Annotated in this window: 23 protein-coding genes; 12 read left to right on the forward strand and 11 right to left on the reverse strand. The window is 71.4% G+C overall.

Annotated features, from left to right (window positions below; translation table 11 throughout):
• Positions 1-240: 240 nt before the first annotated feature.
• Positions 241-1245: an aldo/keto reductase family protein gene (locus IEX42_RS14185; protein ID WP_188780353.1), complete on the reverse strand. Its 1005-nt coding sequence runs from the start codon at positions 1243-1245 to the stop codon at positions 241-243.
• 24 nt (positions 1246-1269) lie between these two features.
• Here IEX42_RS14185 and IEX42_RS14190 point away from each other — a divergent pair, with 24 nt between their 5' ends.
• Genes IEX42_RS14190 through IEX42_RS14200 form a run of 3 tightly spaced genes read left to right on the forward strand, consistent with a single transcriptional unit; the run spans position 1270 to position 3150 of the window.
• Positions 1270-2058 (forward strand): 3'(2'),5'-bisphosphate nucleotidase CysQ, encoded by a 789-nt coding sequence (locus tag IEX42_RS14190; protein WP_188780354.1) that lies wholly within the window; start codon positions 1270-1272, stop codon positions 2056-2058.
• Between the two features lie 24 nt (positions 2059-2082).
• Positions 2083-2514 (forward strand): hypothetical protein, encoded by a 432-nt coding sequence (locus IEX42_RS14195; RefSeq protein ID WP_188780355.1) that lies wholly within the window; start codon positions 2083-2085, stop codon positions 2512-2514.
• 9 nt (positions 2515-2523) lie between these two features.
• A complete protein-coding gene (locus tag IEX42_RS14200) occupies positions 2524-3150 on the forward strand; it encodes an HAD family hydrolase (RefSeq protein WP_188780356.1) in 627 nt (208 codons plus the stop codon).
• A gap of 190 nt (positions 3151-3340) precedes the next feature.
• On the opposite strand, the gene IEX42_RS14205 is transcribed toward IEX42_RS14200, so the two are convergent.
• Positions 3341-3961 carry a LysE family translocator gene (locus tag IEX42_RS14205; RefSeq protein WP_188780357.1) on the reverse strand — a complete coding sequence of 207 codons (621 nt, stop codon included), beginning with the start codon at positions 3959-3961 and terminating at the stop codon, positions 3341-3343.
• 63 nt (positions 3962-4024) lie between these two features.
• On the opposite strand from IEX42_RS14205, the gene IEX42_RS14210 reads away from it, so the two are divergent.
• From IEX42_RS14210 to ligD, 3 genes are all read left to right on the forward strand, one after another.
• Complete coding sequence (locus IEX42_RS14210; protein WP_188780358.1) at positions 4025-4657, forward strand: MSMEG_1061 family FMN-dependent PPOX-type flavoprotein; 633 nt, start codon at positions 4025-4027, stop codon at positions 4655-4657.
• Positions 4658-4703: 46 nt separating this feature from the next.
• Positions 4704-5594 (forward strand): polyphosphate kinase 2, encoded by an 891-nt coding sequence (ppk2, locus tag IEX42_RS14215; RefSeq protein ID WP_188780359.1) that lies wholly within the window; start codon positions 4704-4706, stop codon positions 5592-5594.
• 158 nt (positions 5595-5752) lie between these two features.
• The gene (ligD, locus tag IEX42_RS14220; RefSeq protein ID WP_188780360.1) at positions 5753-6673 is read left to right on the forward strand and encodes a non-homologous end-joining DNA ligase; all 921 of its coding nucleotides are present in this window, start codon (positions 5753-5755) and stop codon (positions 6671-6673) included.
• 53 nt (positions 6674-6726) lie between these two features.
• On the opposite strand, the gene IEX42_RS14225 is transcribed toward ligD, so the two are convergent.
• Positions 6727-7125, reverse strand: coding sequence for a GtrA family protein (locus IEX42_RS14225; RefSeq protein ID WP_188780361.1), 399 nt, complete (start codon positions 7123-7125; stop codon positions 6727-6729).
• Positions 7126-7205: 80 nt separating this feature from the next.
• On the opposite strand from IEX42_RS14225, the gene IEX42_RS14230 reads away from it, so the two are divergent.
• The 5 genes from IEX42_RS14230 (at position 7206) to IEX42_RS14250 (ending at position 13995) form a co-directional block, all read left to right on the forward strand.
• On the forward strand, positions 7206-8816 hold the full coding sequence (locus tag IEX42_RS14230) for a succinic semialdehyde dehydrogenase (protein ID WP_188780362.1): 1611 nt from the start codon (positions 7206-7208) through the stop codon (positions 8814-8816).
• The gene (locus IEX42_RS14235) at positions 8813-10546 is read left to right on the forward strand and encodes a GMC oxidoreductase (protein ID WP_188780363.1); all 1734 of its coding nucleotides are present in this window, start codon (positions 8813-8815) and stop codon (positions 10544-10546) included. Before IEX42_RS14230 ends, IEX42_RS14235 begins: the two co-directional genes overlap by 4 nt.
• 310 nt (positions 10547-10856) lie before the next feature.
• A complete protein-coding gene (gene guaA, locus IEX42_RS14240) occupies positions 10857-12416 on the forward strand; it encodes a glutamine-hydrolyzing GMP synthase (RefSeq protein WP_229660872.1) in 1560 nt (519 codons plus the stop codon).
• A complete protein-coding gene (locus IEX42_RS14245) occupies positions 12413-12874 on the forward strand; it encodes a GNAT family N-acetyltransferase (protein WP_188780365.1) in 462 nt (153 codons plus the stop codon). Before guaA ends, IEX42_RS14245 begins: the two co-directional genes overlap by 4 nt.
• Before the next feature lie 671 nt (positions 12875-13545).
• Complete coding sequence (locus tag IEX42_RS14250; RefSeq protein ID WP_188780366.1) at positions 13546-13995, forward strand: hypothetical protein; 450 nt, start codon at positions 13546-13548, stop codon at positions 13993-13995.
• Here IEX42_RS14250 and IEX42_RS14255 read toward each other — a convergent pair.
• From IEX42_RS14255 to IEX42_RS14275, 5 genes are all read right to left on the reverse strand, one after another.
• Complete coding sequence (locus tag IEX42_RS14255) at positions 13981-15348, reverse strand: acyl-CoA dehydrogenase family protein (RefSeq protein ID WP_188780367.1); 1368 nt, start codon at positions 15346-15348, stop codon at positions 13981-13983. The genes IEX42_RS14250 and IEX42_RS14255 overlap by 15 nt on opposite strands.
• Before the next feature lie 66 nt (positions 15349-15414).
• Positions 15415-15627, reverse strand: a complete 213-nt coding sequence (locus tag IEX42_RS14260; RefSeq protein WP_188780368.1) for a hypothetical protein — start codon at positions 15625-15627, stop codon at positions 15415-15417.
• Between the two features lie 79 nt (positions 15628-15706).
• On the reverse strand, positions 15707-16372 hold the full coding sequence (locus IEX42_RS14265; RefSeq protein ID WP_188780369.1) for an SDR family NAD(P)-dependent oxidoreductase: 666 nt from the start codon (positions 16370-16372) through the stop codon (positions 15707-15709).
• A gap of 28 nt (positions 16373-16400) precedes the next feature.
• Complete coding sequence (locus IEX42_RS14270; protein ID WP_188780370.1) at positions 16401-16940, reverse strand: phenolic acid decarboxylase; 540 nt, start codon at positions 16938-16940, stop codon at positions 16401-16403.
• Between the two features lie 23 nt (positions 16941-16963).
• Positions 16964-17449 carry a pyridoxamine 5'-phosphate oxidase family protein gene (locus IEX42_RS14275; protein ID WP_188780371.1) on the reverse strand — a complete coding sequence of 162 codons (486 nt, stop codon included), beginning with the start codon at positions 17447-17449 and terminating at the stop codon, positions 16964-16966.
• Between the two features lie 88 nt (positions 17450-17537).
• Here IEX42_RS14275 and IEX42_RS14280 point away from each other — a divergent pair, with 88 nt between their 5' ends.
• Positions 17538-18236 (forward strand): maleylpyruvate isomerase N-terminal domain-containing protein, encoded by a 699-nt coding sequence (locus tag IEX42_RS14280; protein WP_188780372.1) that lies wholly within the window; start codon positions 17538-17540, stop codon positions 18234-18236.
• A 46-nt stretch (positions 18237-18282) separates the two neighbouring features.
• Here the strand turns inward: IEX42_RS14280 and IEX42_RS14285 are convergent, their stop codons facing one another.
• Genes IEX42_RS14285 through IEX42_RS14295 form a run of 3 tightly spaced genes read right to left on the reverse strand, consistent with a single transcriptional unit; the run spans position 18283 to position 21610 of the window.
• Entirely contained in the window at positions 18283-19605 is a 1323-nt protein-coding gene (locus IEX42_RS14285; RefSeq protein ID WP_229660873.1) for an ABC transporter substrate-binding protein, read from the reverse strand.
• A 5-nt stretch (positions 19606-19610) separates the two neighbouring features.
• Entirely contained in the window at positions 19611-20732 is a 1122-nt protein-coding gene (locus IEX42_RS14290; RefSeq protein ID WP_188780374.1) for a branched-chain amino acid ABC transporter permease, read from the reverse strand.
• Positions 20732-21610 carry a branched-chain amino acid ABC transporter permease gene (locus IEX42_RS14295; protein WP_188780375.1) on the reverse strand — a complete coding sequence of 293 codons (879 nt, stop codon included), beginning with the start codon at positions 21608-21610 and terminating at the stop codon, positions 20732-20734. The genes IEX42_RS14290 and IEX42_RS14295 overlap by 1 nt, the downstream gene beginning before the upstream one ends.
• Positions 21611-21616 lie beyond the last annotated feature (6 nt).

Consider the following 21616-nt stretch of genomic DNA (forward strand, 5'->3'; position numbering starts at 1 on the left):
CGCCAGAAGACGCGACATCTCCGTCTCCTCGCAAGCGGGCGGTACGTCCGACTACGCGTGTGGACAACCCTGAGCCGGCCACGGATCAGCGGCAGACTGGTGACCGTGGAGCTCAGTGAGGTGATGGTCCGGCGGATCCTCGAGCTCGTCGTCGCCGGACGTACCCCACCCGGCCTCCGGGTCGACCGGGCCGGGTGAGACCGCGGTTCGCCACCCGTTGGGTACGCCCGGCTACGGACCTCAGGCGATGCGGGTCTTCGGTGACGCGGTCTTGGTCGGGTCGGTCTCGGGCAGGTCGCCGAGCACCTCGTCGATCCTCGCGAGGACGTCTGCCCCCAGTGCCACGCCGGCCGCGCCGACGTTGTCGGTGACCTGCTCGGGGCGGGACGCGCCGATGATCGCCCCGGCGACGTTGTCGTTGGCCAGGGTCCACGCGACGGCGAGCTGGGCCATCGACAGGCCGAGGTCGGAGGCGATCGGCTCCAGACCCTGCACGGCCGTGAGCGTCTCGTCGTTCAGGAAGCGCTTGATCATGTCCGCGCCGCCCTTCTCGTCGGTCGCGCGGCTGCCGGCCGGCGGCTGCTCGCCGGGCTTGTACTTCCCGGTCAGCACGCCCTGCGCGATCGGCGACCAGACGATCTGGGAGACGCCGAGCTCGCGGGAGGCCGGCTCGACCTCGTCCTCGATGACCCGCCACAGCATGGAGTACTGCGGCTGGTTGGAGATCAGCCCGATCCCCAGCTCGCGCGCCAGCGCGTGCCCACGCCGGAGCTGGTCGGCGGTCCACTCGGACACGCCGATGTAGTGCGCCTTGCCGGAGCCGACGACGTCGGCGAAGGCCTGCATCGTCTCCTCCAGCGGCGTCTCGTGGTCGAAGCGGTGCGCCTGGTAGAGGTCGACGTAGTCGGTCTGCAGCCGGTCCAGCGAGTTGTCGATCGACTCCATGATGTGCTTGCGCGAGAGGCCGGTGTCGTTGTGCCCGCCGGGGCCGGTGGGGAAGTAGACCTTCGTGAAGATCTCCAGCGACTCGCGCCGCTCGCCCTTCAGTGCTTCGCCGAGCACCGTCTCCGCGGCGCCGTTGGCGTACACGTCCGCGGTGTCGAAGGTGCTCACGCCGGCATCGAGGGCGGCGCGTACGCACGCCGTGGCCGCGTCGTTCTCGACCTGCGAGCCGTGGGTCAGCCAGTTGCCGTAGATGATCTCCGAGATCTTCATCCCGCTGTTGCCGAGGTACCTGTGCTCCATGTCGTCACCCTAGGCTTGACGTCCATGAGCGACTTCCTGCCCTCCACCCCGGCCCCCGAGGGCGCCGACGACCACGTGATGGCGGCCTGGCTGGCCACGGCGGCGGGCGAGCTGCTGGTGGACGTACGCCGTGGCGGGCTCGAGGGCAAGGAGCTCAAGGACGCCGGCGACGCCGCCTCGCACGAGCTGCTGATGGAGCTGCTCGCCCAGCACCGTCCCGACGACGCGGTGCTCTCCGAGGAGGGTCCTCAAGGGGGAGTCGTCAAGGACAGGCTGTCCGCCGACCGCGTGTGGATCGTCGACCCCGTCGACGGCACCCGCGAGTTCTCCGAGCCGCCCCGCGACGACTGGGCGATCCACGTCGCGCTGTGGGAGCGCGGCGAGCTGGTCGCCGGCGCCGTCGCGCAGCCGGGGCTGGGGGAGACGTTCTCGACCGGGCACCCGCCCGTGGTGCCTCCGCGGGCCGAGGGCCCCGTCCGGATCGTCGCCTCGCGCTCGCGCCCGCCGGCCTTCGTGCACGCGCTCGTCGAGCACCTCGGGGGCGAGCTGGTCCCGATGGGGTCCGCTGGTGCGAAGGTCATCTCCGTGGCGCGCGACGTCTCCGACGCGTACGTCCACGCCGGCGGGCAGTACGAGTGGGACTCCGCGGCCCCCGTCGCGGTCGCCCGCGCCGCCGGCCTGCACACCTCCCGCATCGACGGCAGCCCGCTGGTCTACAACCAGGAGGACGTCTGGCTGCCGGACCTGGTCGTCTGCCGACCGGAGTACGCCGAGCGGATCCTCGCCTTCCTCGCCGAACACGGGACGGACTGAGCCGGCCGGAGGCACAGTTCTCCCATGGCCGAGCGGACGCGGGGACCGGCGTTCTGCTGGCTGGTGCCCGGCTTCGCCGTCTCGGGCGGGCCCGGGGTCGCGGGCGGTCTCGTGCCGGACCGCGCCGTGCCCGCGGTGTGCCTGCTTCTCGGCCTGGCCGCCGGTGCCGCGTGGTACGCCCTCTACCCGCGCCCGCTGGCGCGACGGCTGACCTTCCTCGTCATGGTCTACCTGACGACCACCGGCTACGCCGTGGTCGCGAACCTCGTCGGGGCCGGTGCGTGGTCCTTCGCCCCGGGCGAGGAGGACGGCGGTGAAGAGGTGCTCGTCGCCTTCGGCGTCGTGTGCGCGCTGGTGCTGGCCGAGCGCTGGCACCACGCCCGTACCGACTTCCGCGACGAGACCCGGCGGCTGCGAGAGCGGGACGGTGCAACGCCCGAGGAGTCGGTCTCCTAGGCTCCTCCCGTGCCGGAGTCCGACGTACGACCACTGCCCCGCGCGGTCCTCTGGGACGCCGACGGGGTGCTGCAGAGCGGGCCGGAACGGGTGCCGCGGCTGCTCAGCGCCGGGCTGCCCGCCGGGGTCGGCGAGGCGCTGGCCGAGGACCTGTGGACGTCGGCGTGGGACGACGCCGTGGCCGGACGGTGGGACATGGTCGAGCACGTCGAGGCGACGATCCGCGCCCACGGGCTCGACGACCACCGCGAGGTGCTGCTCGCCACCTGGGAGCAGGTCGAGACCCTGCCGGACTCGCTGGAGGTGCTCGCCCGGGTGCGCGCCCAGGTGCCCTGCTACCTCGCCACGAACCAGGACACGCTGCGGATGCGCACCATGCAGCAGATGGGGTACGACGAGCTCGCCGACGGCGTCTTCTACTCCTGCGCGGTCGGTGCCGCCAAGCCCGACCCGGTGTTCTTCGAGCGGGTGGCGGACGCGCTCGGCGAGGATCCCGGGGACCTGCTGTTCGTCGACGACATGGCCGAGAACGTCGCCGCCGCCCGCGCGGTCGGCCTGCACGCCGAGCAGTGGCACTTCACCGACGGTGTCGAGGCGCTGCGGGTGACGCTCGCGGAGCACGGTATCCGCGCCTGAGCGGGGGCGCGGGGCCTGGTGGGTGGCGTCCCCTGCGGCTTCATCACGGTATGCAGACGAAATCGCACTTCCCACGACGAGTACACCGTGGGAAGTGCCGGCCCGTCGTGGGGAGTACGTTCGCGCGTCCGGTTCGCCCGAGGTGTCCCTGCATACCGTGGGGAACCCGCGACGCCGAGTGTGGTCCGGCTCAGGCCTCCGCCGCGAGACCGACCGCGAAGCCGAGCATCGCGGTGCCGGCGACACCCTCGACGCTGCGTCGTACCCGCGGCCGGGCGAGCGCGTCGGCGGCGTAGCCGGCCAGCCAGATGATGCCCAGCAGCACCACAGCGCCGACGACCATCAGGGTCAGCGCGTACGTCATCAGCAGCGGCCAGCCGGCACCGGCCCCGACGAACTGCGGCAGCACGGCCAGGTTGAAGGCCAGCACCTTGGGGTTGGTGATGTTGCACAGGAACCCCTGCCGGACGGCCTGCCAGGTGCCGCGGCCGCGCCGCGGCCCGGCCAGCGAGATCGGGGTCAGGTCCCGGGAGAGCGCGGTCCGCAGCGCCTGCACGCCGATCCAGGTCAGGTACGCGACGCCCGCCCACCGGATCACCGCGAACAGCGTCTCCGACTGCTCCAGCACGGCGCCCAGCCCGGTCGCGGCCAGCGCCCCCTGGACGGTGTTCGCCGCCGCGATCCCGGCGCAGGTCAGCAGCCCCCGCCGGCGTCCGCTGACCAGCGTCGCGCGCAGCGTGAGGAAGCTGTCGGGCCCCGGCGCCACGGCGAGCAGGGTGGCCAGCGCCACGAAGGTGAGGTACGACGTCACGCACGCCAGCGTAGGGCCGGAACCCGGGTGCGGAGGGTGCGTTCCACCAGCGAGACTGGGCCCGTGGACCTCGACGCCCTCCCCACCCTCACCAGCCCCGACGAGCTCGCCGCCTTCGGGGTGCCCCAGCCGCGAGTGCGCGACAAGGTGCTCCCCTCCCTTCTGCCGGTCCACGAGCAGTTCCTCGCCGTCGCGCCGCTGGTGCTGATCGGGACCTCCGACGCAGAAGGGCGCCTCGACGTCTCACCCAAGGGCGACCCCGACCGGGTCGCCCACGTGCTCGACCAGCACACCCTGGTGATCCCGGAGCGGCCGGGCAACAGGCGCATGGACGGCTTCCACAACCTCCTCCTCGACCCGCACATCGGGCTGCTGTTCGTGGTCCCGGGCCGTGGGGACACGCTGCGGGTCAACGGCACCGCCCGCCTGGTCACCGACGGCCCGTTCTTCGACGACCTCGTCGTGGGTGGACACCGGCCCGCGGTGGCGACGGTGGTGGAGATCGAGGAGGTCTTCTACCACTGCCCGAAGGCCTTCATGCGCTCGCGCGCCTGGTCCCCAGAGACCTGGCGGCCGGACGCGGTGCCGTCGTACGCCGACATCGCGAAGCTGCTCTGGCGCGCCGGCGACGACCCCGCCGAGGTCGACGCCCACTACGCGCCCGCGGCGTACGAGTCCGAGCTGTACCGCGCCTGAGCGGTCGTTCAACACCCGTTCACCGGGGCTGGCTAGCGTCCCGACCGTGCTGACTGACGTACGCGAGTACATCGACGCCCTGGGAGTGGACGGACACCGGATCGGGGAGGACCACGACGACGACCCCGAGCTGCTCGACGCCTCCGGGCGCGCGGTCGACACCTGGCGCGAGAACTACCCGTACGACGAGCGCCTGGACCGCCGCGACTACGACGAGCAGAAGTACCTCCTCCAGGTCGAGCTGCTGAAGTTCCAGAACTGGGCCACCGAGACCGGCCAGAAGACCGTCGTGCTCTTCGAGGGGCGCGACGCCGCTGGCAAGGGCGGCACGATCAAGCGGTTCATGGAGCACCTCAACCCGCGCTACGCCCGGGTGGTCGCGCTGAGCAAGCCGACGGAGCGGGAGGCCGAGCAGTGGTACTTCCAGCGCTACGTCAAGCACCTGCCGACCGCCGGCGAGACGGTCCTGTTCGACCGCAGCTGGTACAACCGAGGCGGCGTCGAGCGGGTCATGGACTTCACCGGCGAGGCCGACTACCAGCTCTTCATGGACCAGACGCCGGTCTTCGAGAAGATGCTCGTCGACGCCGGGATCCACCTGACCAAGCTGTGGTTCTCGGTCACGCGGTCCGAGCAGCGGACCCGCTTCATCATCCGCCAGGTCGACCCCGTGCGGCAGTGGAAGCTCTCGCCGATCGATCTGCAGTCGCTGGACAAGTGGGGCGACTACACCGCGGCGAAGGAGGAGATGTTCCGGCGCACCGACACCGCGTGGGCGCCGTGGACGACGATCAAGTCCAACGACAAGAAGCGTGCCCGGCTCAGCGCGATGCGGTTCTTCCTCTCCCAGTTCGAGTACGACGACAAGTCGCCGGACATCGTCGGCGTCCCCGACCCACAGCTGGTCCGGCGCGGCATCGAGGCCGTCGGCGACTGACGGTCTGTTGGCCGGTGGGGTCTCGACGCGCTCGCTGGCGCTCGCTGCTCGACCACCCGGTGCGCTCGCTGGCTGGACCGCCGTCGCCCGGAGGTGGTCGAGCCGACCGAGCTCTGCGAGGGAGACGTCGAGACCCCTCGAGAGGCACAATCGCAGGCGTGGCCAGTCCCTTCGTCGAGGTCGCGGTCGACGACCGCGTCGTCAAGGTGACCAACCCGGACCGCGTCTACTTCCCGGCGCGGGGGGAGACCAAGCTCGACCTGGTGGAGTACTACCTCGCCGTCGGCGACGGGATCGTCAACGCGCTGCGGGAGCGGCCGTGCATGATGCACCGCTTCCCGACCGGCGTCACCGGGGAGAAGGTGCACCAGAAGCGGCTGCCCGGAGGAGCACCGGACTGGGTCGAGACCGTCGAGGTCTTCTTCCCGCGCTGGAAGCGCACCGCCGACGAGCTCTGCGTGACCGAGCGGGCGCAGGTGATCTGGGCGGTGCAGATGTCGACCGTGGAGCTGCACCCGTGGAACAGCCGCCGCGACCACGTCGAGCAGCCGGACGAGTGGCGCATCGACCTCGACCCGGGCGAGACGTGCCCGTGGTCCCGGGTGCAGCGGGTCGCCGGGGTGGTGCACGAGGTGCTCGACGAGCTGGGAGCGGTCGGCTGGCCGAAGACGTCGGGCGGGACCGGGCTGCACGTCTACGTACGGGTCCCGCCCGCGCACGGCTTCGCCGACGTACGACGTGCCGCGCTGGCCTTCGCTCGCGAGGTCGAGCGGCGCGCGCCCGACGACGTGACGACGACCTGGTGGCGCAAGGACCGCGACCCCTCGAAGCTCTTCATCGACTACAACCAGAACGCGCGCGACCACACGATCGCGGCGGCGTACTCCGTGCGCGGCAACCCGATCGGCACCGTCTCCACCCCCGTCCGCTGGGACGAGGTGGACGACTGCGAGCCCGACGACTTCACGATCGCCAGCGTTCCCGGACGGTACGCCGCCCTCGGCGACCTGCACGCCGGCATCGACGACGCGGTCTTCGACCTCGCTCCGCTGCTGGAGTGGGCCGACCGCGACGGGTAGTCCAGGACGTTCTCGTGGCCGATCGGCCGTTTCGGCCGCGAGAACGTCAGGGACTACCGACCCGGCGGGAAGATCACCCGGCTGCCCAGGAACGACAGCGGGGCCGTGACGAGGATGACGCCGCCGGAGAGGTGGCGCGGCAGCCCCAGGGCCAGCGCGATCTGCAGGGCGAGCAGGCCGACGAGGAAGACGGCGACGTACAGCGCGCCGAACTTCACCGCCCTCGAGCCCGTCAGCCGGGCCTTGAAGACCACCTTGCTGATCAACCAGGTCGCGGTGACCAGCCCGACCGCATAGGCGATGACGTACGCCGCCCGCGGGTCGATCACCGTCGCCAGGCCCGAGGTCAGGCCGGCGGTGAGCAGCGCGTTGCCCGCGCCGGCGACGCCGAAGCGCAGCAGCTGACCCAGTGCGCGCCGCTGGGCGGGGGAGACGAGGGGTCGCTGCGGCACAGCCCGCAACGATAGGCGGTGGGCAGAACCACCTCTGGAAGGGTTACCCGGAAGTAGGTGTGACGCGTAGTCTCGCCAACATGAGTCTGTCTCCGGAGCACCCGAGCATCACCGGCCCCTCCGACCCCGAGGTCGACCCCCGAGCGTCGTACGCGCTCGAGCCGGACATGGTCGAGGCTCTGACCGACCGGATCATCGCCACCAGCGGGCGCACCGTGCCGTCGTACACCCCGATCACGGGTCAGCCGGTCGCGAACATCCCGCAGTCGACGCAGGCCGACGTCGCCGAGGCGTACGACCGCGCCCGCCGCGCCCAAGCGGCCTGGGCGCGTACGTCGCTGGACCACCGCCAGTCGGTGCTGCTCCGGCTGCACGACCTGGTCCTGGACCGCCAGGAGGAGATCATCGACCTGGTCTGCTGGGAGACCGGCAAGGCCCGCAAGCACGCGTACGACGAGGTGCTGCACGTCGCCCTGACCGCGCGCTACTACGGCCGCACCGCCCACCGCCACCTCGACCCCGAGCGGCGTCCCGGCGTCGTGCCGGGCCTGACCCGGATCGACGTCAACCACGTCCCCAAGGGTGTCGTCGGGATCATCGCGCCCTGGAACTACCCGTTCACCCTCGCGGTCTGCGACGGCCTGCCGGCGCTGCTCGCCGGCAACGCCGTGGTGACCAAGCCCGACGCGCAGACCATGCTCACCGGTCTGCTCGGCGCGCAGCTGCTCGAGGAGGCGGGCTTCCCGCGCGAGCTGTGGAACGTCGTCGCCGGTCCCGGCCGTGAGCTGGGCACGCCGATGATCGAGCGCTCGGACTACGTCTGCTTCACCGGCTCGACCGCCACCGGCAAGATCATCGCGGCGCAGTGCGCCGAGCAGCTGATCGGCTGCAGCCTCGAGCTGGGCGGCAAGAACCCGGTCCTCGTGCTGCGCGACGCCGACGTCGACCGCGCCGCTGAGGGTGCCGTACGCGCCTCGTTCTCCAACTCCGGTCAGCTGTGCGTCTCGACCGAGCGCCTCTTCGTCGCCGACCAGGTCTACGACCGCTTCGTCGAGCGCTTCGTGGCCCGTACCGAGGCGATGCGGCTGCGCAACGGCCTGGGCTGGGACAACGACATGGGCACCCTGATCTCCCAGGACCAGCTCGACACCGTCACCGCGCACGTGGAGGACGCCGTCGACAAGGGTGCGCGGGTCCTCGCCGGCGGCCGGGCCCGCCCCGACCTCGGGCGGTTCTACTACGAGCCCACCATCCTCGAGGGCGTCACGCCGGACATGACCTGCTTCGGCGAGGAGACCTTCGGCCCGGTGATCTCGGTCTACCGCTTCCACGACGAGGCGGACGCGGTCAGCCGCGCGAACGAGGGCGAGTACGGCCTCAACGCCTCGATCTACTCCCGCGACACCGCCCGCGCCCGCCAGCTGGCCTCCCAGATCAAGTGCGGCACGGTCAACGTCAACGAGGCGTTCGCGGCGACCTTCGCCAGCATCGACTCCCCGATGGGCGGCATGCGCCAGTCCGGGATGGGCCGACGCCAGGGTGCCGAGGGCGTCCACCGCTACACCGAGTCGCAGTCGGTGGCGACGCAGCGGCTGCTGCGGTTCGCCCCGGTGCTGGGCATGAGCGACGAGATGTACGCCAAGGTGATGACCGCCAACCTGCGCCTGATGAAGAAGCTCGGTCGCGCATGAGCTCCACGTACGACGTCGACGTCCTCGTCATCGGCTCGGGCTTCGGCGGCTCGGTCAGTGCGCTGCGCCTGGTCGAGAAGGGCTACTCGGTCGCCGTGCTCGAGGCGGGCAAGCGCTTCGCCGACGAGGACTTCGCGGACACCTCGTGGGACCTGAAGAACTACCTGTTCCGGCCCGAGGTCGGCTGCTACGGCATCCAGCGGATCGACGCCCTGCGGGACTGCCTGATCCTCTCGGGTGCCGGCGTCGGCGGTGGGTCGCTGGTCTACGCCAACACGCTGTACGAGCCTCTCGCGCCGTTCTACACCGACCCGTCCTGGTCGCACATCGCCGACTGGAAGAGCGAGCTGGCGCCGTACTACGCCCAGGCGAAGCGGATGCTGGGTGTCGTCGAGTACCCCCACTTCACGCCCGCCGACGAGGTGATGAAGCAGACCGCCGACGAGCTCGGAGTCGGCGACACCTTCCACCCGACCCCGGTCGGGGTGTTCTTCGGCGGCCCGAACAACGACGGCGACGGGCTCGACCCGGACCACGAGGTCGCCGACCCGTACTTCGGAGGCGCCGGTCCCGACCGCAACCCGTGCCGCAACTGCGGGGAGTGCATGACCGGGTGCCGGCACAACGCCAAGAACACCCTGGCCAAGAACTACCTGTACCTCGCCGAGTCGATGGGTGCGCGGATCTTCCCGCTGACGACCGTCACGCGGGTCCGCCCCGACGCCACGGGCGGCTACGAGGTGAGCGCGCGGTTCACCAAGTCGAAGCGGCCGGGAGCGGGATCGAAGGTCGTCTTCCGGGCCGAGCAGGTGATCCTCTCGGCCTCGGCGCTGGGCACCCAGCGGCTGCTGTTCTCCGCTCGGGAGCGCGGGGACCTGCCGCACCTCAGCGACCGTCTCGGAGAGCTGTCGCGCACCAACTCCGAGTCGATCCTGGGCGCGATCTCCGACCGCAAGGACGTCGACTACACCGAGGGTGTCGCGATCACGTCCTCCTTCCACCCCGACGAGCACACCCACATCGAGCCGTGCCGCTACGGCAAGGGCTCCAACGCGATCTCGCTGCTGCAGACCGTGCTCACCGACGGCGACGGACCCGGCCCGCGCTGGGGCACCTGGCTCAAGGAGCTGTGGAAGCAGCGGAGCAAGGTCGGCTCGTTCTACGACCTCAAGCACTGGTCGGAGCGCACCGTCATCGCACTGGTGATGCAGACGATCGACAACTCCATCACCGTCTACGCCAAGAAGAACCGCCTCACCGGCCGCCGCCACCTGACGTCGCGCCAGGGTCACGGCGTGCCGAACCCGACCTGGATCCCGATCGCCAACCGCGCCGTGCGGATCATGGCCCGGATCGTCGGCGGCACTCCTGGCGGCACCATCGGCGAGCCGTTCAACATGCCGCTGACCGCCCACTTCATCGGCGGCTGCACGATCGGCGACTCCGTGGAGACCGGCGTCATCGACCCGTACCACCGGGTCTACGGCCACCCCGGTCTGCACGTCGTGGACGGCTCGGCGATCTCGGCCAACCTCGGCGTCAACCCGTCGTTGACGATCACCGCCCAGTCCGAGCGTGCCCTCGCGATGTGGCCGAACAAGGGCCAGGTCGACCCTCGGCCCGCGCTCGGCACGAGGTACGAGCGGGTCGAGCCGGTGGCGCCGAAGCAGCCGGCGGTGCCCGCTGACGCCCCCGGGGCGCTCCGGCTGCCGATCGTCGGCGTGTCCTGAGATCGGCCGAAATCTGTCATGCGCGACGCGTAACCCGCTCCGGGTCGGCTCGTTGAGGCACATGGAACCAGCGCACGGGTTCCACCGTCCGCGGTTCGTGGACATGCCAGGAGTCGACCACCCTCCCTCCCCGGTCGGCTCCTGGTGTGTACCTCGGGCCGCGGACCTGTTTTTCGCGCCAGGCAGGCGGTCGAGCCCGAAGAGCGCCAGCAACGCGGTGTCCTCAAGGTGGTCGAGCCCGAGGAGCGCCAGCGACGAGGACGTCGAGACCCGGTGAGTCGCGCGCCGGCCGCCACCTAGGATCGTGCCCGTGACCGACCACGACCTCGTCCTCGTCGTCGACTTCGGCGCGCAGTACGCCCAGCTCATCGCCCGTCGCGTCCGCGAGGCGAAGGTCTACTCCGAGATCGTGCCGCACGACATGCCGGTCGCGGAGATGCTCGCGCGGGAGCCGAAGGCGATCATCCTGTCCGGAGGCCCGTCGTCGGTCTACGAGCGGGGCGCGCCGGCCATCGACCCGGGCCTGGTCGACGCCGACGTCCCCGTCTTCGGCATCTGCTACGGCTTCATGGCCATGGCACAGGCGCTGGGCGGCACGGTGTCGCGCACCGGGCAGCGCGAGTACGGGCGTACCCGCGTCTCCGTCCTCGAGCCCGGCACCCTCCTCGACGGAGTGCCCGGCGAGCTCGTCTCCTGGATGTCGCACGGCGACGAGGTGACCGCGGCTCCGGCCGGGTTCACCGTCAACGCCCGGTCGCCGCGCGCCACCGTGGCGGCCTTCGAGGACGTCGACCGCCGCCTGGCCGGGGTGCAGTGGCACCCCGAGGTGATGCACTCCGAGCACGGCCAGGCGGTGCTCGAGCACTTCCTGCACGACATCGCCGGGTGCCAGCCGACCTGGACGATGGTCAACATCGTCGAGGAGCAGGTGGAGGCGATCCAGGCCGCGATCGGCCCCGCGGGCCGGGCGATCTGCGGGCTCTCCGGCGGCGTCGACTCCGCCGTCGCCGCCGCGCTCGTGCAGCGCGCCATCGGCGACCGGCTGACCTGCGTGTACGTCGACCACGGCCTGATGCGCCAGGGCGAGACGGAGCAGATCGAGCGGGACTTCGTCGCCGCCACCGGTGCCGACCTCGTCGTGGTCGACGCCGAGGAGCGGTTCCTCTCCGCGCTGGCCGGGGTCGTCGAGCCCGAGGAGAAGCGCAAGATCATCGGGCGCGAGTTCATCCGCGTCTTCGAGCAGGCGCAGGCCGACGTCGTCGCCAGGGAGCCCGGCGCGGTCGACTTCCTCGTCCAGGGGACGCTGTACCCCGACGTGGTGGAGTCCGGGGGCGGCACCGGCGCCTCGACGATCAAGTCGCACCACAACGTCGGCGGCCTGCCCGACGACATCGAGTTCACCCTCGTGGAGCCGCTGCGGACGCTGTTCAAGGACGAGGTCCGCCTCGTCGGCGAGCAGCTCGGGCTGCCTGCGGACATCGTCTGGCGCCACCCGTTCCCCGGCCCCGGCCTGGGCATCCGGATCATCGGCGCCGTCGACCGCGAGCGCCTGGACATCCTGCGCGCCGCCGACGCGATCGCCCGCGAGGAGCTGACCCGAGCCGGGCTCGACCGCGGCATCTGGCAGTTCCCGGTCGTGCTGCTCGCCGACGTACGCTCCGTCGGCGTCCAGGGCGACGGGCGCACGTACGGTCACCCCGTCGTCCTGCGCCCCGTCACCTCCGAGGACGCGATGACCGCCGACTGGGCGCGTGTGCCGTACGAGGTCCTCGAGACCATCTCCACCCGGATCACCAACGAGGTCGACGAGATCAACCGGGTCACCCTCGACATCACCTCCAAGCCCCCCGGCACGATCGAGTGGGAGTGAGCACTCCCGTCCTGCGCCCGGCCAACATCTCCGACGCGCCGGCGCTGGTCGAGCTCTGGGCGCGGGCGGGGGAGAACCGTGCGCGACCCACGGACCGTGACGACCTCGTCGTACGACTCCTCGAGCGCGACCCGGACGCGGTGATCCTGGCCGAGGTCGACGGCCGCCTCGTCGGCACGGTCGTCGCCGTCTGGGACGGCTGGCGCGCCCACCTCTACCGCCTCGCCGTCGACCCCGACCTGCGCGGGCAGGGGATCGCACGGCGCCTGCTCGACGCCGCGGAGGAACGGCTGCGCGCCCTCGGAGCCGAGCGGATCGACGCGATGGTGCTCGACGACAACGAGGCGGGCCGGGCGCTGTGGTCGGCGGCCGGCTTCGCGCCGCAGCCCGACTGGTCACGCTGGGTGAAGCCGGTGGCCGGCGACCCACCGCGCCGCGGGCGACGTTGCGACCCCTGACCGCCCACACGAGGGGCGCGAACGTCGCCGGCTCACCGGCTGTGGATCGTGCACACGGGATCCGAGCACTTCTCGCCACGGTGGGCCCGTGCAACGAACCGTCGGACCGTTCAGCCACAGTGTCGTGGTGCCGGTCAGGGTCGCCGCTGACGGCAGCGTCGGGCCCTCGGCGAAGGCCGTGCGCGGCCCGGGCTGGCGGCGCACGAGTCGAGGACTCTACGTGCGGTCCACGACCGAGCGGTCGCCCGAGCAACGAGCTGTCGAGGCGTCCGTGCTCGTGCCGGGCGGCGGTGCGCTCACCGGCTGGGCCGCGCTCCGGTGGTACGGCGGGCGCTGGTTCGACGGCACCACAGACGGCGGCCGAACCGAGACTCCGGTCAGCGTTTCCGGGTGCCTGCCTGCGGCCGCAGCGGGGCATCACGGTCTGCCGGACGTGGCTGCGCCCCGACGTACGACGGTCTGCGCCTCACGGCCCCGGCGCTCGCGGCCGCGTTCGCCGTACGTCGGCCAGCGTCGCTGGTGGAGGGCGTCGTGGCTGCGGACATGGTGGCCTTCTCGAACCTCGCCTCGATCGAGGAGCTGGTCGCCGCTCTGGACGACCGTCCCGGGGCCAGGGCAACGCGCAGGCGAGTCGCGCGCTCGCTCTGGCCCACGAGAACTCGTGGTCGCCGATGGAGACCCGGCTGCGGCTGGTCTGGCGGCTGGTCGCCGGGCTGCCCCCGCTCTCGGTCAACGCGCCGGTCTTCGACCTCGACGGCCGTCACCTCGGCACGCCGGACCTGCTCGACGTCGAGGCCGGGTTGGCCGTCGAGCACGACGGCGCCGAGCACCACGGCGGCACACGTCGGCTCGTGGACAGCCGGCGGGAGGACGGGCTGCGCGAGGCAGGGCTGTCGTACCTCACGGTCCTGGGTGCCGAGCTGCACGACCACGCGCGACTCGCCGAGCGTCTCCGCCGTGCGCGGACCCGAGCGATGGCGGCGCGCCCGTCACCGTGCTGGACCGCCGAGCCGCCAGCGGGGTGGGTGCACCTCGACAGCGTCGCCAGCCGGCGACGTTCGCGCCCCTGGCCGGACCGTCGAGGGGCAGGAACGTCGCCGTACGTCTCATCGGCCCGGTGAGGCCAGCCTGCCGCCGAGCTCGAGGAGGGCCCCGGGCGCCTTCTCGGCCATCTTGAGGAACACCTCGCCGGCGCGCGCCCGGGCCAGCGAGCCGTGCCCGAAGCGGCGGCTCAGCCCGTCGTGGTCTCCGGGCAGGTGGTGGTGCAGCGGCCCCTCGGCGGTCGCGCCGGGGAGGGTGCGGCCGATGACCATGCGCTGGATCTCGCTGGTGCCCTCGAAGATCGTGTAGAGCTTGGCGTCGCGGTACCACTTCTCCACCGGGTGGTCGTCGACGTACCCCCAACCACCGAGGACCTGGACCGCCTGCTCGGTGGCGCGTACGGCGACCTCGGACGCCTTCAGCTTCGACATCGACCCCTCGCTCATGCGGAACGGCACGCCGGAGGCGGCCATCCACGACGCACGCCAGCACAGCAGTCGCGCGGCGTCGATGTCGGCGCCGATGTCGGCCAGCGGGAAGGCGACGCCCTGGTTGTCGATGATGGGGCCGCCGAAGGCCTCGCGCTCGGCGGCGTACTGGCAGGCGTACTCGAACGCCGCCCGGGCCACGCCGAGCGCCATCGCGGCGACCATCGGCCGGGTCTGCTCGAAGGTGCCCAGTGCTCCCGACCGCGTCTCACCGCCCTCGCGTGCCTTGGCCAGCTTGTGCTCGAGCTTGTCGACGCCGCCGAGGAGGTTCTCGCCCGGGATCCGGCAGCCCTCGAAGGCGAGCTCGGCGGTGTGCGAGGCCCGGTGGCCGAGCTTGGTGAGCTTGCGGACCTGCGTCATCCCCGGCGTGTTCTTGGGTACGACGAACAGCGCCTGCCCCTTGGTGCCCAGGTCCGGGTCGACGACGGCGTTGACGATGGTGACGTCGGCGATGCCGCCGTTGCCGATCCAGATCTTGGTGCCGTCGAGCACCCAGTCGTCACCGTCGCGGACCGCGCGGGTCTGCAGGTGGGCGACGTCGGACCCGCCCTGGGGCTCCGAGACCGCGAGCGCGGCGAGCTTGATGTCGCCCGGCGTGCCGAACATCTCCGGCGCCCACTGCGCGATCTGGTCCGGCGTCCCGGCCTGGTTGAGCGAGGACAGCGCCAGCGCGGGGAGCACGATGGTCAGCCCGATCCCCGCACAGCCCCAGAAGATCTCCTCCAGGAACAGCGGAAGCGACAGCCCGGTCGGGTCGGCGATCAGGTCGGCGTAAAACAGCGCGTTGTAGAACCCCTGGCCGGCCGCCTCGTCGACGATGTCCCAGGGACACTCCTCGAGCTTGTCGTACTTCGCCGAGACCGGACGGATCACGTCCTCGGCGAACGTGTGCGCTCGTCGCACCAGCTCGTGCTGCGCGCCGGTCAGGGTGAGCTCGAACGTCATGCGGACCTCCGGATCGACCAGGTGCCGTGAGAGTACGCTCGTGCACTCCCCGGCCGTGGCACCAGGTCAGTCGGTGCCGAGGACCGAAGCGACGGAGACCTCGCCGTGCTCGTCGATCGCGGCGACCAGGGCAGCGACCTCCTGCTCTGTCACCTCGAGGTCCGTCTCGCCGAACGCCTCCCGCAGCTCCTTGTCGAGCGTGCTCTCCGGTGCGGCGTCCTGGTACGACGAGACGCGGTCGACGACGGCCTGCATGGCTTCTGCGCGATCGGTGTCCATGCCGGCGTCGTACCCCGTCGGCGCAGGCCGCACCCCGCCCGCCGGGGTGGTCTGCTCACGACCGGCCGCGATGGTGCGCTCAGTCGCTGGAGACCTGTACCCGGAACGTGTCGCGCTCGGTGTGCAGCGCCCACAGCTTCTCGGCGAGGACGTCGGGGTCCTTCTCGTCGTCGCCCTCGACGATCGCGCCGCCGATGATCAGCTGGCCGACGTAGATGCCCTCCTCGCCGAGCACCTCGTGCAGCAGCTCGGCGTAGGCCGCCTGCCCGGCGAAGGCCACCGACGTCCCCGTCACGTTGCGGCCGGGCTTGACCGCGGATCCGCCGTTGACGAAGAGGATCGAGCCCTTGTTCTCGCCGAGGAAGCGCATCCCGGGCACGACCGCGTGCACCGCGGCGACCGGGCCGTAGATGGAGAACTCGACGGGGCCCTTCAGGTCGTCCGGCATCGTCTCGAGGACGGGCCGCATGAAGTCCTTCTGCGGCAGCGGGGAGTACTGCACGACCTCGACCGGGCCGAGCTCGTTGGTGGCCTGCTCCAGCGCGCGGCTGATCGAGTCGGGGTCGCGGACGTCGGCGGCGAAGCCCTTCGCCTGCACGCCGTCGGACTCCAGGTCGCTGGCCAGCGCGTCGAGGCGGCCCTGATGGCGCGAGATCAGCGCGACCGAGAAGCCCTCCCTGCCGAAGCGTCGGGCCACGGCAGCGCCGAGCCCCTTGCCTGCACCGATGATCGCCAAAGTCGTCATGCCATGCGCAGCGGGCACGGTCGGGCGACTATTCCGAGCGGACCTGATTCCACCCCGTGCGGTGGGCGACGTCGACCGACGGGTCGCTGGGCGGGGCCGCGATCACGGACTCGTCGTCCCTGCCGACGTGCTCGAAGAGGGTCAGGTACGCGAACTCCGGCACCACCATCACGGGGTACGTCGGTCCCGCGTCGCGGAAGGCGCGCATCTCCTCGAGGTGCTCGTTCTGGAACAGCACCGTCCGGGATCCGTCCTCCTCGACCCAGTGGGGGAAGAAGATGGTCCCGTGCAGCCGGCGCCGCGACGGCAGCACGTTGACGACTACCGAGGTGCCGGTGGGCTCGTGCCAGGAGATCTTGAAGACGTCGTCGTCCAGCGCGACCAGGTCGACCTCCTGGTCCTTCACCCAGCGCCCACCGACCATGCCGGAGTGGATGCGGTAGTCGATGGTCGTCGGGTTCTTCACATACATCTCGTACTGCCAGCCGTTGGCGTAGGTGTAGACGAAGCGGTGTCCGACGATGCCGGACAGGTCCTGGGCGGGGGCGGGGTGCTCGACGCTGGTCACCCCGCCACCGTCCCACGTCGTGCTCAGCCCAGGTCGACGGTGGCGTTGTCGCCCTCGATCCGCTTGCCGGTGACCTTCGACTTCACGAGGTTCGCCAGCGAGGTGACGGTGCTGCCTCCGGGCGCCGCCCAGTACTCCGCGGTCGCGCCCTCGACCTCGATCAGCACGTTCTCGGGGTTGTCCGGGCCGCCCTCGAGCCAGGAGGAGGTGAACGAGCTCCACAGCTCCTCCAGCTTCTCGACGTCGTCGACGATGCGCGCCGTGCCCGCCACCGAGACCCACGAGCCCTTGTCGTTGTAGGTCACGTTGACGCGCGGGTCGGCCTGCAGCGCTCGTACCTTGTCCGAGGAGCGTTCCGCGATGAAGCGGATCGTCCCGTCGAACTCGGTCTCCTGGGTCGCCATCGGCTTGCTCACCAGCGCGCCGTCGGGTCCGGCGTACGTCATCATCGCCACGCCCGCGCCGCGGATCAGCTCGACCACTCGCTCCTGCTCGCTCTGCTCAGTCATGGCTCTCACGCTAGGTGCCGGCGGGAGCGCAGCACCCACCCGAGCGGGTACGCCCGGTGTGGGGCGCATCCCGCGGAGGTGTGGCCCGGTGGGTGAGGGGTACGTCGGCACCATGAGCCAGGACCCGATTGCCCTGTGGCGCGGCGTCGTCGTGCGTGTGTGCGACCTCGCGCTGTCGCTGTCCGATCAGGAGGCGCAGCGGTACGTGCCCGCCTGCCCCGACTGGACCGTGCGCGACCTGCTCGCGCACATGATCGGTCTCGGCGCCGACACCGCCGACGGCAACGAGCCCGACGACCACGACGAGGCGTGGACCCAGGCGCAGGTCGACCGGCGCGCCGGCGTCCCCCTCGCCGCGCTGGTCGAGGAGTGGCAGGCGCTGGTGCCGCGCCTGAGCGCGTACATGACCGAGCACGGCCCCCGTCCGCTGAACGACGCGGTGATCCACGAGCAGGACCTTCGAGGCGCCGTGGACCGCCCGGGAGCGCGTGAGACCACCGAGCTGGCGATCGTGCGGGACACGCTGCTCGAGCGGATCGCGGGACGGGTCGGCGACCTGCCGCCGATCGCGCTGTGCGGCACGGAGCTGGAGTGGGTCTCCCGCGGATCGGTCGAGGACGCGGAGACGGTGCTGGAGGCCTCGGACTTCGACCTCGCGCGGGCGGCGATGTGCCGTCGTACGCCGGCGGAGCTGCGGGAGTGGACGGTCCGCGGCGACGTGGAGGCGTACCTCGACGCACTCGCCCACCTCGGTCCGCTGCCCGAGGCACGTCTCGTCGAACCCTGACCCGGCGCTCGTGGGTGGCACCCCCACGAGCGCCGGGTCGGCGTCGTCAGGACTTGTCGGGGATGCCGCTCGAGGGCGGCGCGTCGTCGGCCTGGCCGGAGTCGTCCTCGTCGATGTCGGCGTCACCGACGTCGGTGGTGAGGACCTTCGTGACCGGCTCGGACTTTCCGCCCTTCAGGCGCACGATCTGCATCCCCGAGATCCCGAAGTGGCTGTCCTCGCTGTAGCGGAACGGTGCCAGCTGCGGTCCGTCGGAGTCGGCCATGTCCTCCTCCATCGCCTTGACGAGGCCCTCCCGCGTCGGGTCCGGGCCGGCGTCCTTGAGCGCCTGCACGAACGCGTACGCCTCGGACATGCCGTAGATCCGGTAGTTGGTCAGCTCGCCGTCGCCGCCGTTCTCGTCCCACACCTTCTGCCACAGCTTCACCCAAGGGTTGTCGGCCGCGTCGACGCCGGGGATGTACTCCGTGGTGAGCACACCGTCGAGCGCCGAGTTCGTGCCCTTGACCGCGCCCTCGGAGAAGCGGGAGAGCAGCGAGCCGACCAGGGCCGGGTCGGAGCCGATGTTGGAGTAGAACCACTGCGGCGTGAAGTTCAGCTTCTGGGCGGTGAGCTGCGTGAGCGCGGTGTACGACGGGGTGTTGAACGACAGCACCAGGTCGGCGCCCTTGGAGGCCAGCGAGCTGACCTGCGGCGCGACGTCGGTGTTGCCCGAGGTGTAGCGCGCGGTCGCGACGATCTGGTCGTCGAGGTACTGCCGCACGCCCTTCTCGGAGTCGCGCCCGAGGTCGTCGTCCTGCAGGAACAGACCCACCTTCGCGTCGGGCATGTTCTCCTTCACCCACTGCCCGATGATCTTGCCCTCGATCTCGTAGTCGGGCTGCCAGCCGAAGGTGTACGGGTGCTCGTCCGGGTCGTCGCCCCACGCGAGCGCTCCTGAGGAGACGAAGAGGTCCGGGACCTTCTGCTGGTTGAGGAAGTCGACGACCGCGCTGTGGGTCGGGGTCCCGAGGCCGCCGACCATGGCGAAGATGTTGTCCTTGAGCACCAGCTCGTTGGTCACGCTGCTGGTGTTGGTCGGGTTGTAGCCGTCGTCGCGGTACGTGTAGTCGATCTTCCGGCCGTCGACGCCACCGTTCGCGTTGACGTAGTCGAAGTACGCCTTGGCGCCCGTCGGGATCTCGCTGTAGCCGGGGGCGGCCACCCCGGTCAGCGGGAAGTGCGCGCCGACCTTGATCGTGCTGTCGGTGATCCCCGGGTCGCTGGACCCGCCGCCGTCGGAGGGGCGCGAGCCGCCGCACCCGGCCAGCAGGGCGCCGACCGCGGTCACCGCCACGGCTGTGGTGGCCACCTTCGGCCATCCGGTCATCGATCTCATCTGCTCATCTCCCCTTGCTGGACGGTGCTTTCGGTGGTCTGGGGGGGCGGCCGCTCGGCCCGGGCCGTACGACGCGCGCGCAGCGCGCGGACCGCGCCCGCGATGCCCGTGGGGGCGAGCAGGATGACCGCGATCATCACGGCGCCGTACACCAGCGGCGCCAGCTCGGCGGCCCGCGTCTGGTCCAGGCCGAGGCTCTCGCCGACGTTCGTGGCCAGCTGGGGCAGGTAGCTGAGCAGCCCCGCGCCGATCAGCGCGCCCCACAGGCTGCCCAGGCCTCCGAGCACGACCGCGGTGAGCAGGGTCAGGCTCAGCGTGAGGGTGTAGCCGCCGGGTGCGGTGAGGCGTACGACCAGCGCCATCACGGCTCCCGCGAGGCCGGCGCAGGCGGTGCTCACCACGAAGGCCGAGACCCGGGCGCGACCCAGGTGGATGCCGGCCACCTCCGCCGCGACGTCGTCGTCGCGCACGGCCCGCCACCGGCGTCCGACCCGGCTGCGCGACAGGTTCGCCAGCAGCACGAACGTGACGATCAGGCAGACCCACACCACGTACGACAGGTAGCGGCTCGGCGTGAGGTCGCGCCCGGTGAAGAAGTAGTCGAGGTCCAGCAGCCACACCGGCACCGGTGGCGCGACGACCCCCAGCCCCTGCTCGCCTCCGAGGGTGTCGCTGAAGTGCAGGGCGATGCCGGGCACGCCGACGGCCAGCGCCAGGGTCGCGCCGGCGATGTACGGGCCGTGCAGGCGGGCCGCCGCGGCGCCGATCAGCGCGCCGGCGAGGACCGTCACCAGGGTCGCCACCACCAGCACCCCGAGCAGCGGCACCACCGGGGAGCCGTCGTCGAGGAACAGCGCCGTGGTGTAGGCGCCGATCGCCATGAAGGCGCCGTGGCCGAGCGAGAGCTGACCGTTGAGCCCGGTGAGCACGGTCAGCCCGCCCGCGGCGATGCCGAGGTAGCCGAAGGCGGCGAACTGCAGGTTGCGGAAGTCGGAGGCGGCCTCGACGTACACGATCACGGCCAGCAGGCCGAGGAGCGCCAGCAGCAGGTGCCGGCTGCCGGTGCCGGACCAGACCCGCCGCCAGGCGCGTACGGGCAGGGCGGACGACGTCGCCATCAGACCCGCCTCGCCGACGCCGAGGAGAACAGCCCGCCGGGGCGCAGCGTGAGCACCAGCATGAGGATCACCAAGGAGGCCAGCGTCACCAGCTGGGCGCCGAGGTAGCCGCTGACGTAGCTCAGCGCGAGCCCGAGCAGCAGGCCGCCGACGACGGCGCCGACGGGGCTGTCCAGCCCGCCGAGCACCGCGGCGACGAAGCCGAAGACCACCACCGAGTCCATGTACGACGGGTAGACCAGCGAGCCGCCCGCGATCAGCAGCCCGGCCAGCGAGCCGACGACCGCGGCGAGCGCCCAGCCGATCGTCAGCATCCGGCCGACCGGCACCCCGAGCAGCCGGGACACCTCGGGGTTGAAGGCCGCTGCCCGCATCCGCAGGCCGAGGTCGGTGAACCGGAAGAGCGCCGCCAGCGCCGCCATCACCACCAGGACGATGACGATCGTGAAGATCCCGAAGCCGGTGAGCGCGACGTTGAGGTCGCCGACCCGGAAGCCGGAGAGCCCGAACGGCGCCGGGAAGGACTGGTAGTCGTTGCCGAAAACCAGGCCCGCCACGGCGTGCAGCACGATGAACAGGCCGAGGGTGAGGATCACGGCGTTGATCTCGGCCTTGCCCTCGACGGGACGTACGAGCACCCGCTCGACCACGGCGCCGAGCACCAGCCCGGAGACCAGGGCGACCAGGAAGCCGACCCAGTACGGCGCGCCGGCGTCGATCACCTGCAGTGCGACCAGCGTGGTCACCATCGCCATCGGCGCCTGGGCGAAGTTGACGATCCGGGTGGACCGCCAGATCAGCACCAGCGCGAGCGCGAAGGCGGCGTACACCATCCCGAGCGTGAGCCCGGTCAGCGTCGTGGACAGCAGCTGTTGCACGTGTCG

Origin of the sequence: Marmoricola endophyticus (assembly GCF_014644415.1) — a bacterium.
GTDB lineage: Bacteria > Actinomycetota > Actinomycetes > Propionibacteriales > Nocardioidaceae > Marmoricola > Marmoricola endophyticus.

Excerpts from the sequence above, each read along its gene's own strand:
- IEX42_RS14195 (WP_188780355.1), top strand. The coding sequence starts at position 2,083 with ATGGCCGAGCGGACGCGGGGACCGGCGTTCTGCTGGCTGGTGCCCGGC.
- IEX42_RS14185 (WP_188780353.1), bottom strand. The coding sequence starts at position 1,245 with ATGGAGCACAGGTACCTCGGCAACAGCGGGATGAAGATCTCGGAGATC.
- IEX42_RS14250 (WP_188780366.1), top strand. The coding sequence starts at position 13,546 with ATGGAGACCCGGCTGCGGCTGGTCTGGCGGCTGGTCGCCGGGCTGCCC.
- IEX42_RS14230 (WP_188780362.1), top strand. The coding sequence starts at position 7,206 with ATGAGTCTGTCTCCGGAGCACCCGAGCATCACCGGCCCCTCCGACCCC.
- IEX42_RS14235 (WP_188780363.1), top strand. The coding sequence starts at position 8,813 with ATGAGCTCCACGTACGACGTCGACGTCCTCGTCATCGGCTCGGGCTTC.
- IEX42_RS14260 (WP_188780368.1), bottom strand. The coding sequence starts at position 15,627 with ATGGACACCGATCGCGCAGAAGCCATGCAGGCCGTCGTCGACCGCGTC.
- IEX42_RS14265 (WP_188780369.1), bottom strand. The coding sequence starts at position 16,372 with ATGACGACTTTGGCGATCATCGGTGCAGGCAAGGGGCTCGGCGCTGCC.
- IEX42_RS14255 (WP_188780367.1), bottom strand. The coding sequence starts at position 15,348 with ATGACGTTCGAGCTCACCCTGACCGGCGCGCAGCACGAGCTGGTGCGA.
- IEX42_RS14275 (WP_188780371.1), bottom strand. The coding sequence starts at position 17,449 with ATGACTGAGCAGAGCGAGCAGGAGCGAGTGGTCGAGCTGATCCGCGGC.
- IEX42_RS14290 (WP_188780374.1), bottom strand. The coding sequence starts at position 20,732 with ATGGCGACGTCGTCCGCCCTGCCCGTACGCGCCTGGCGGCGGGTCTGG.
- IEX42_RS14190 (WP_188780354.1), top strand. The coding sequence starts at position 1,270 with ATGAGCGACTTCCTGCCCTCCACCCCGGCCCCCGAGGGCGCCGACGAC.
- IEX42_RS14285 (WP_229660873.1), bottom strand. The coding sequence starts at position 19,605 with ATGACCGGATGGCCGAAGGTGGCCACCACAGCCGTGGCGGTGACCGCG.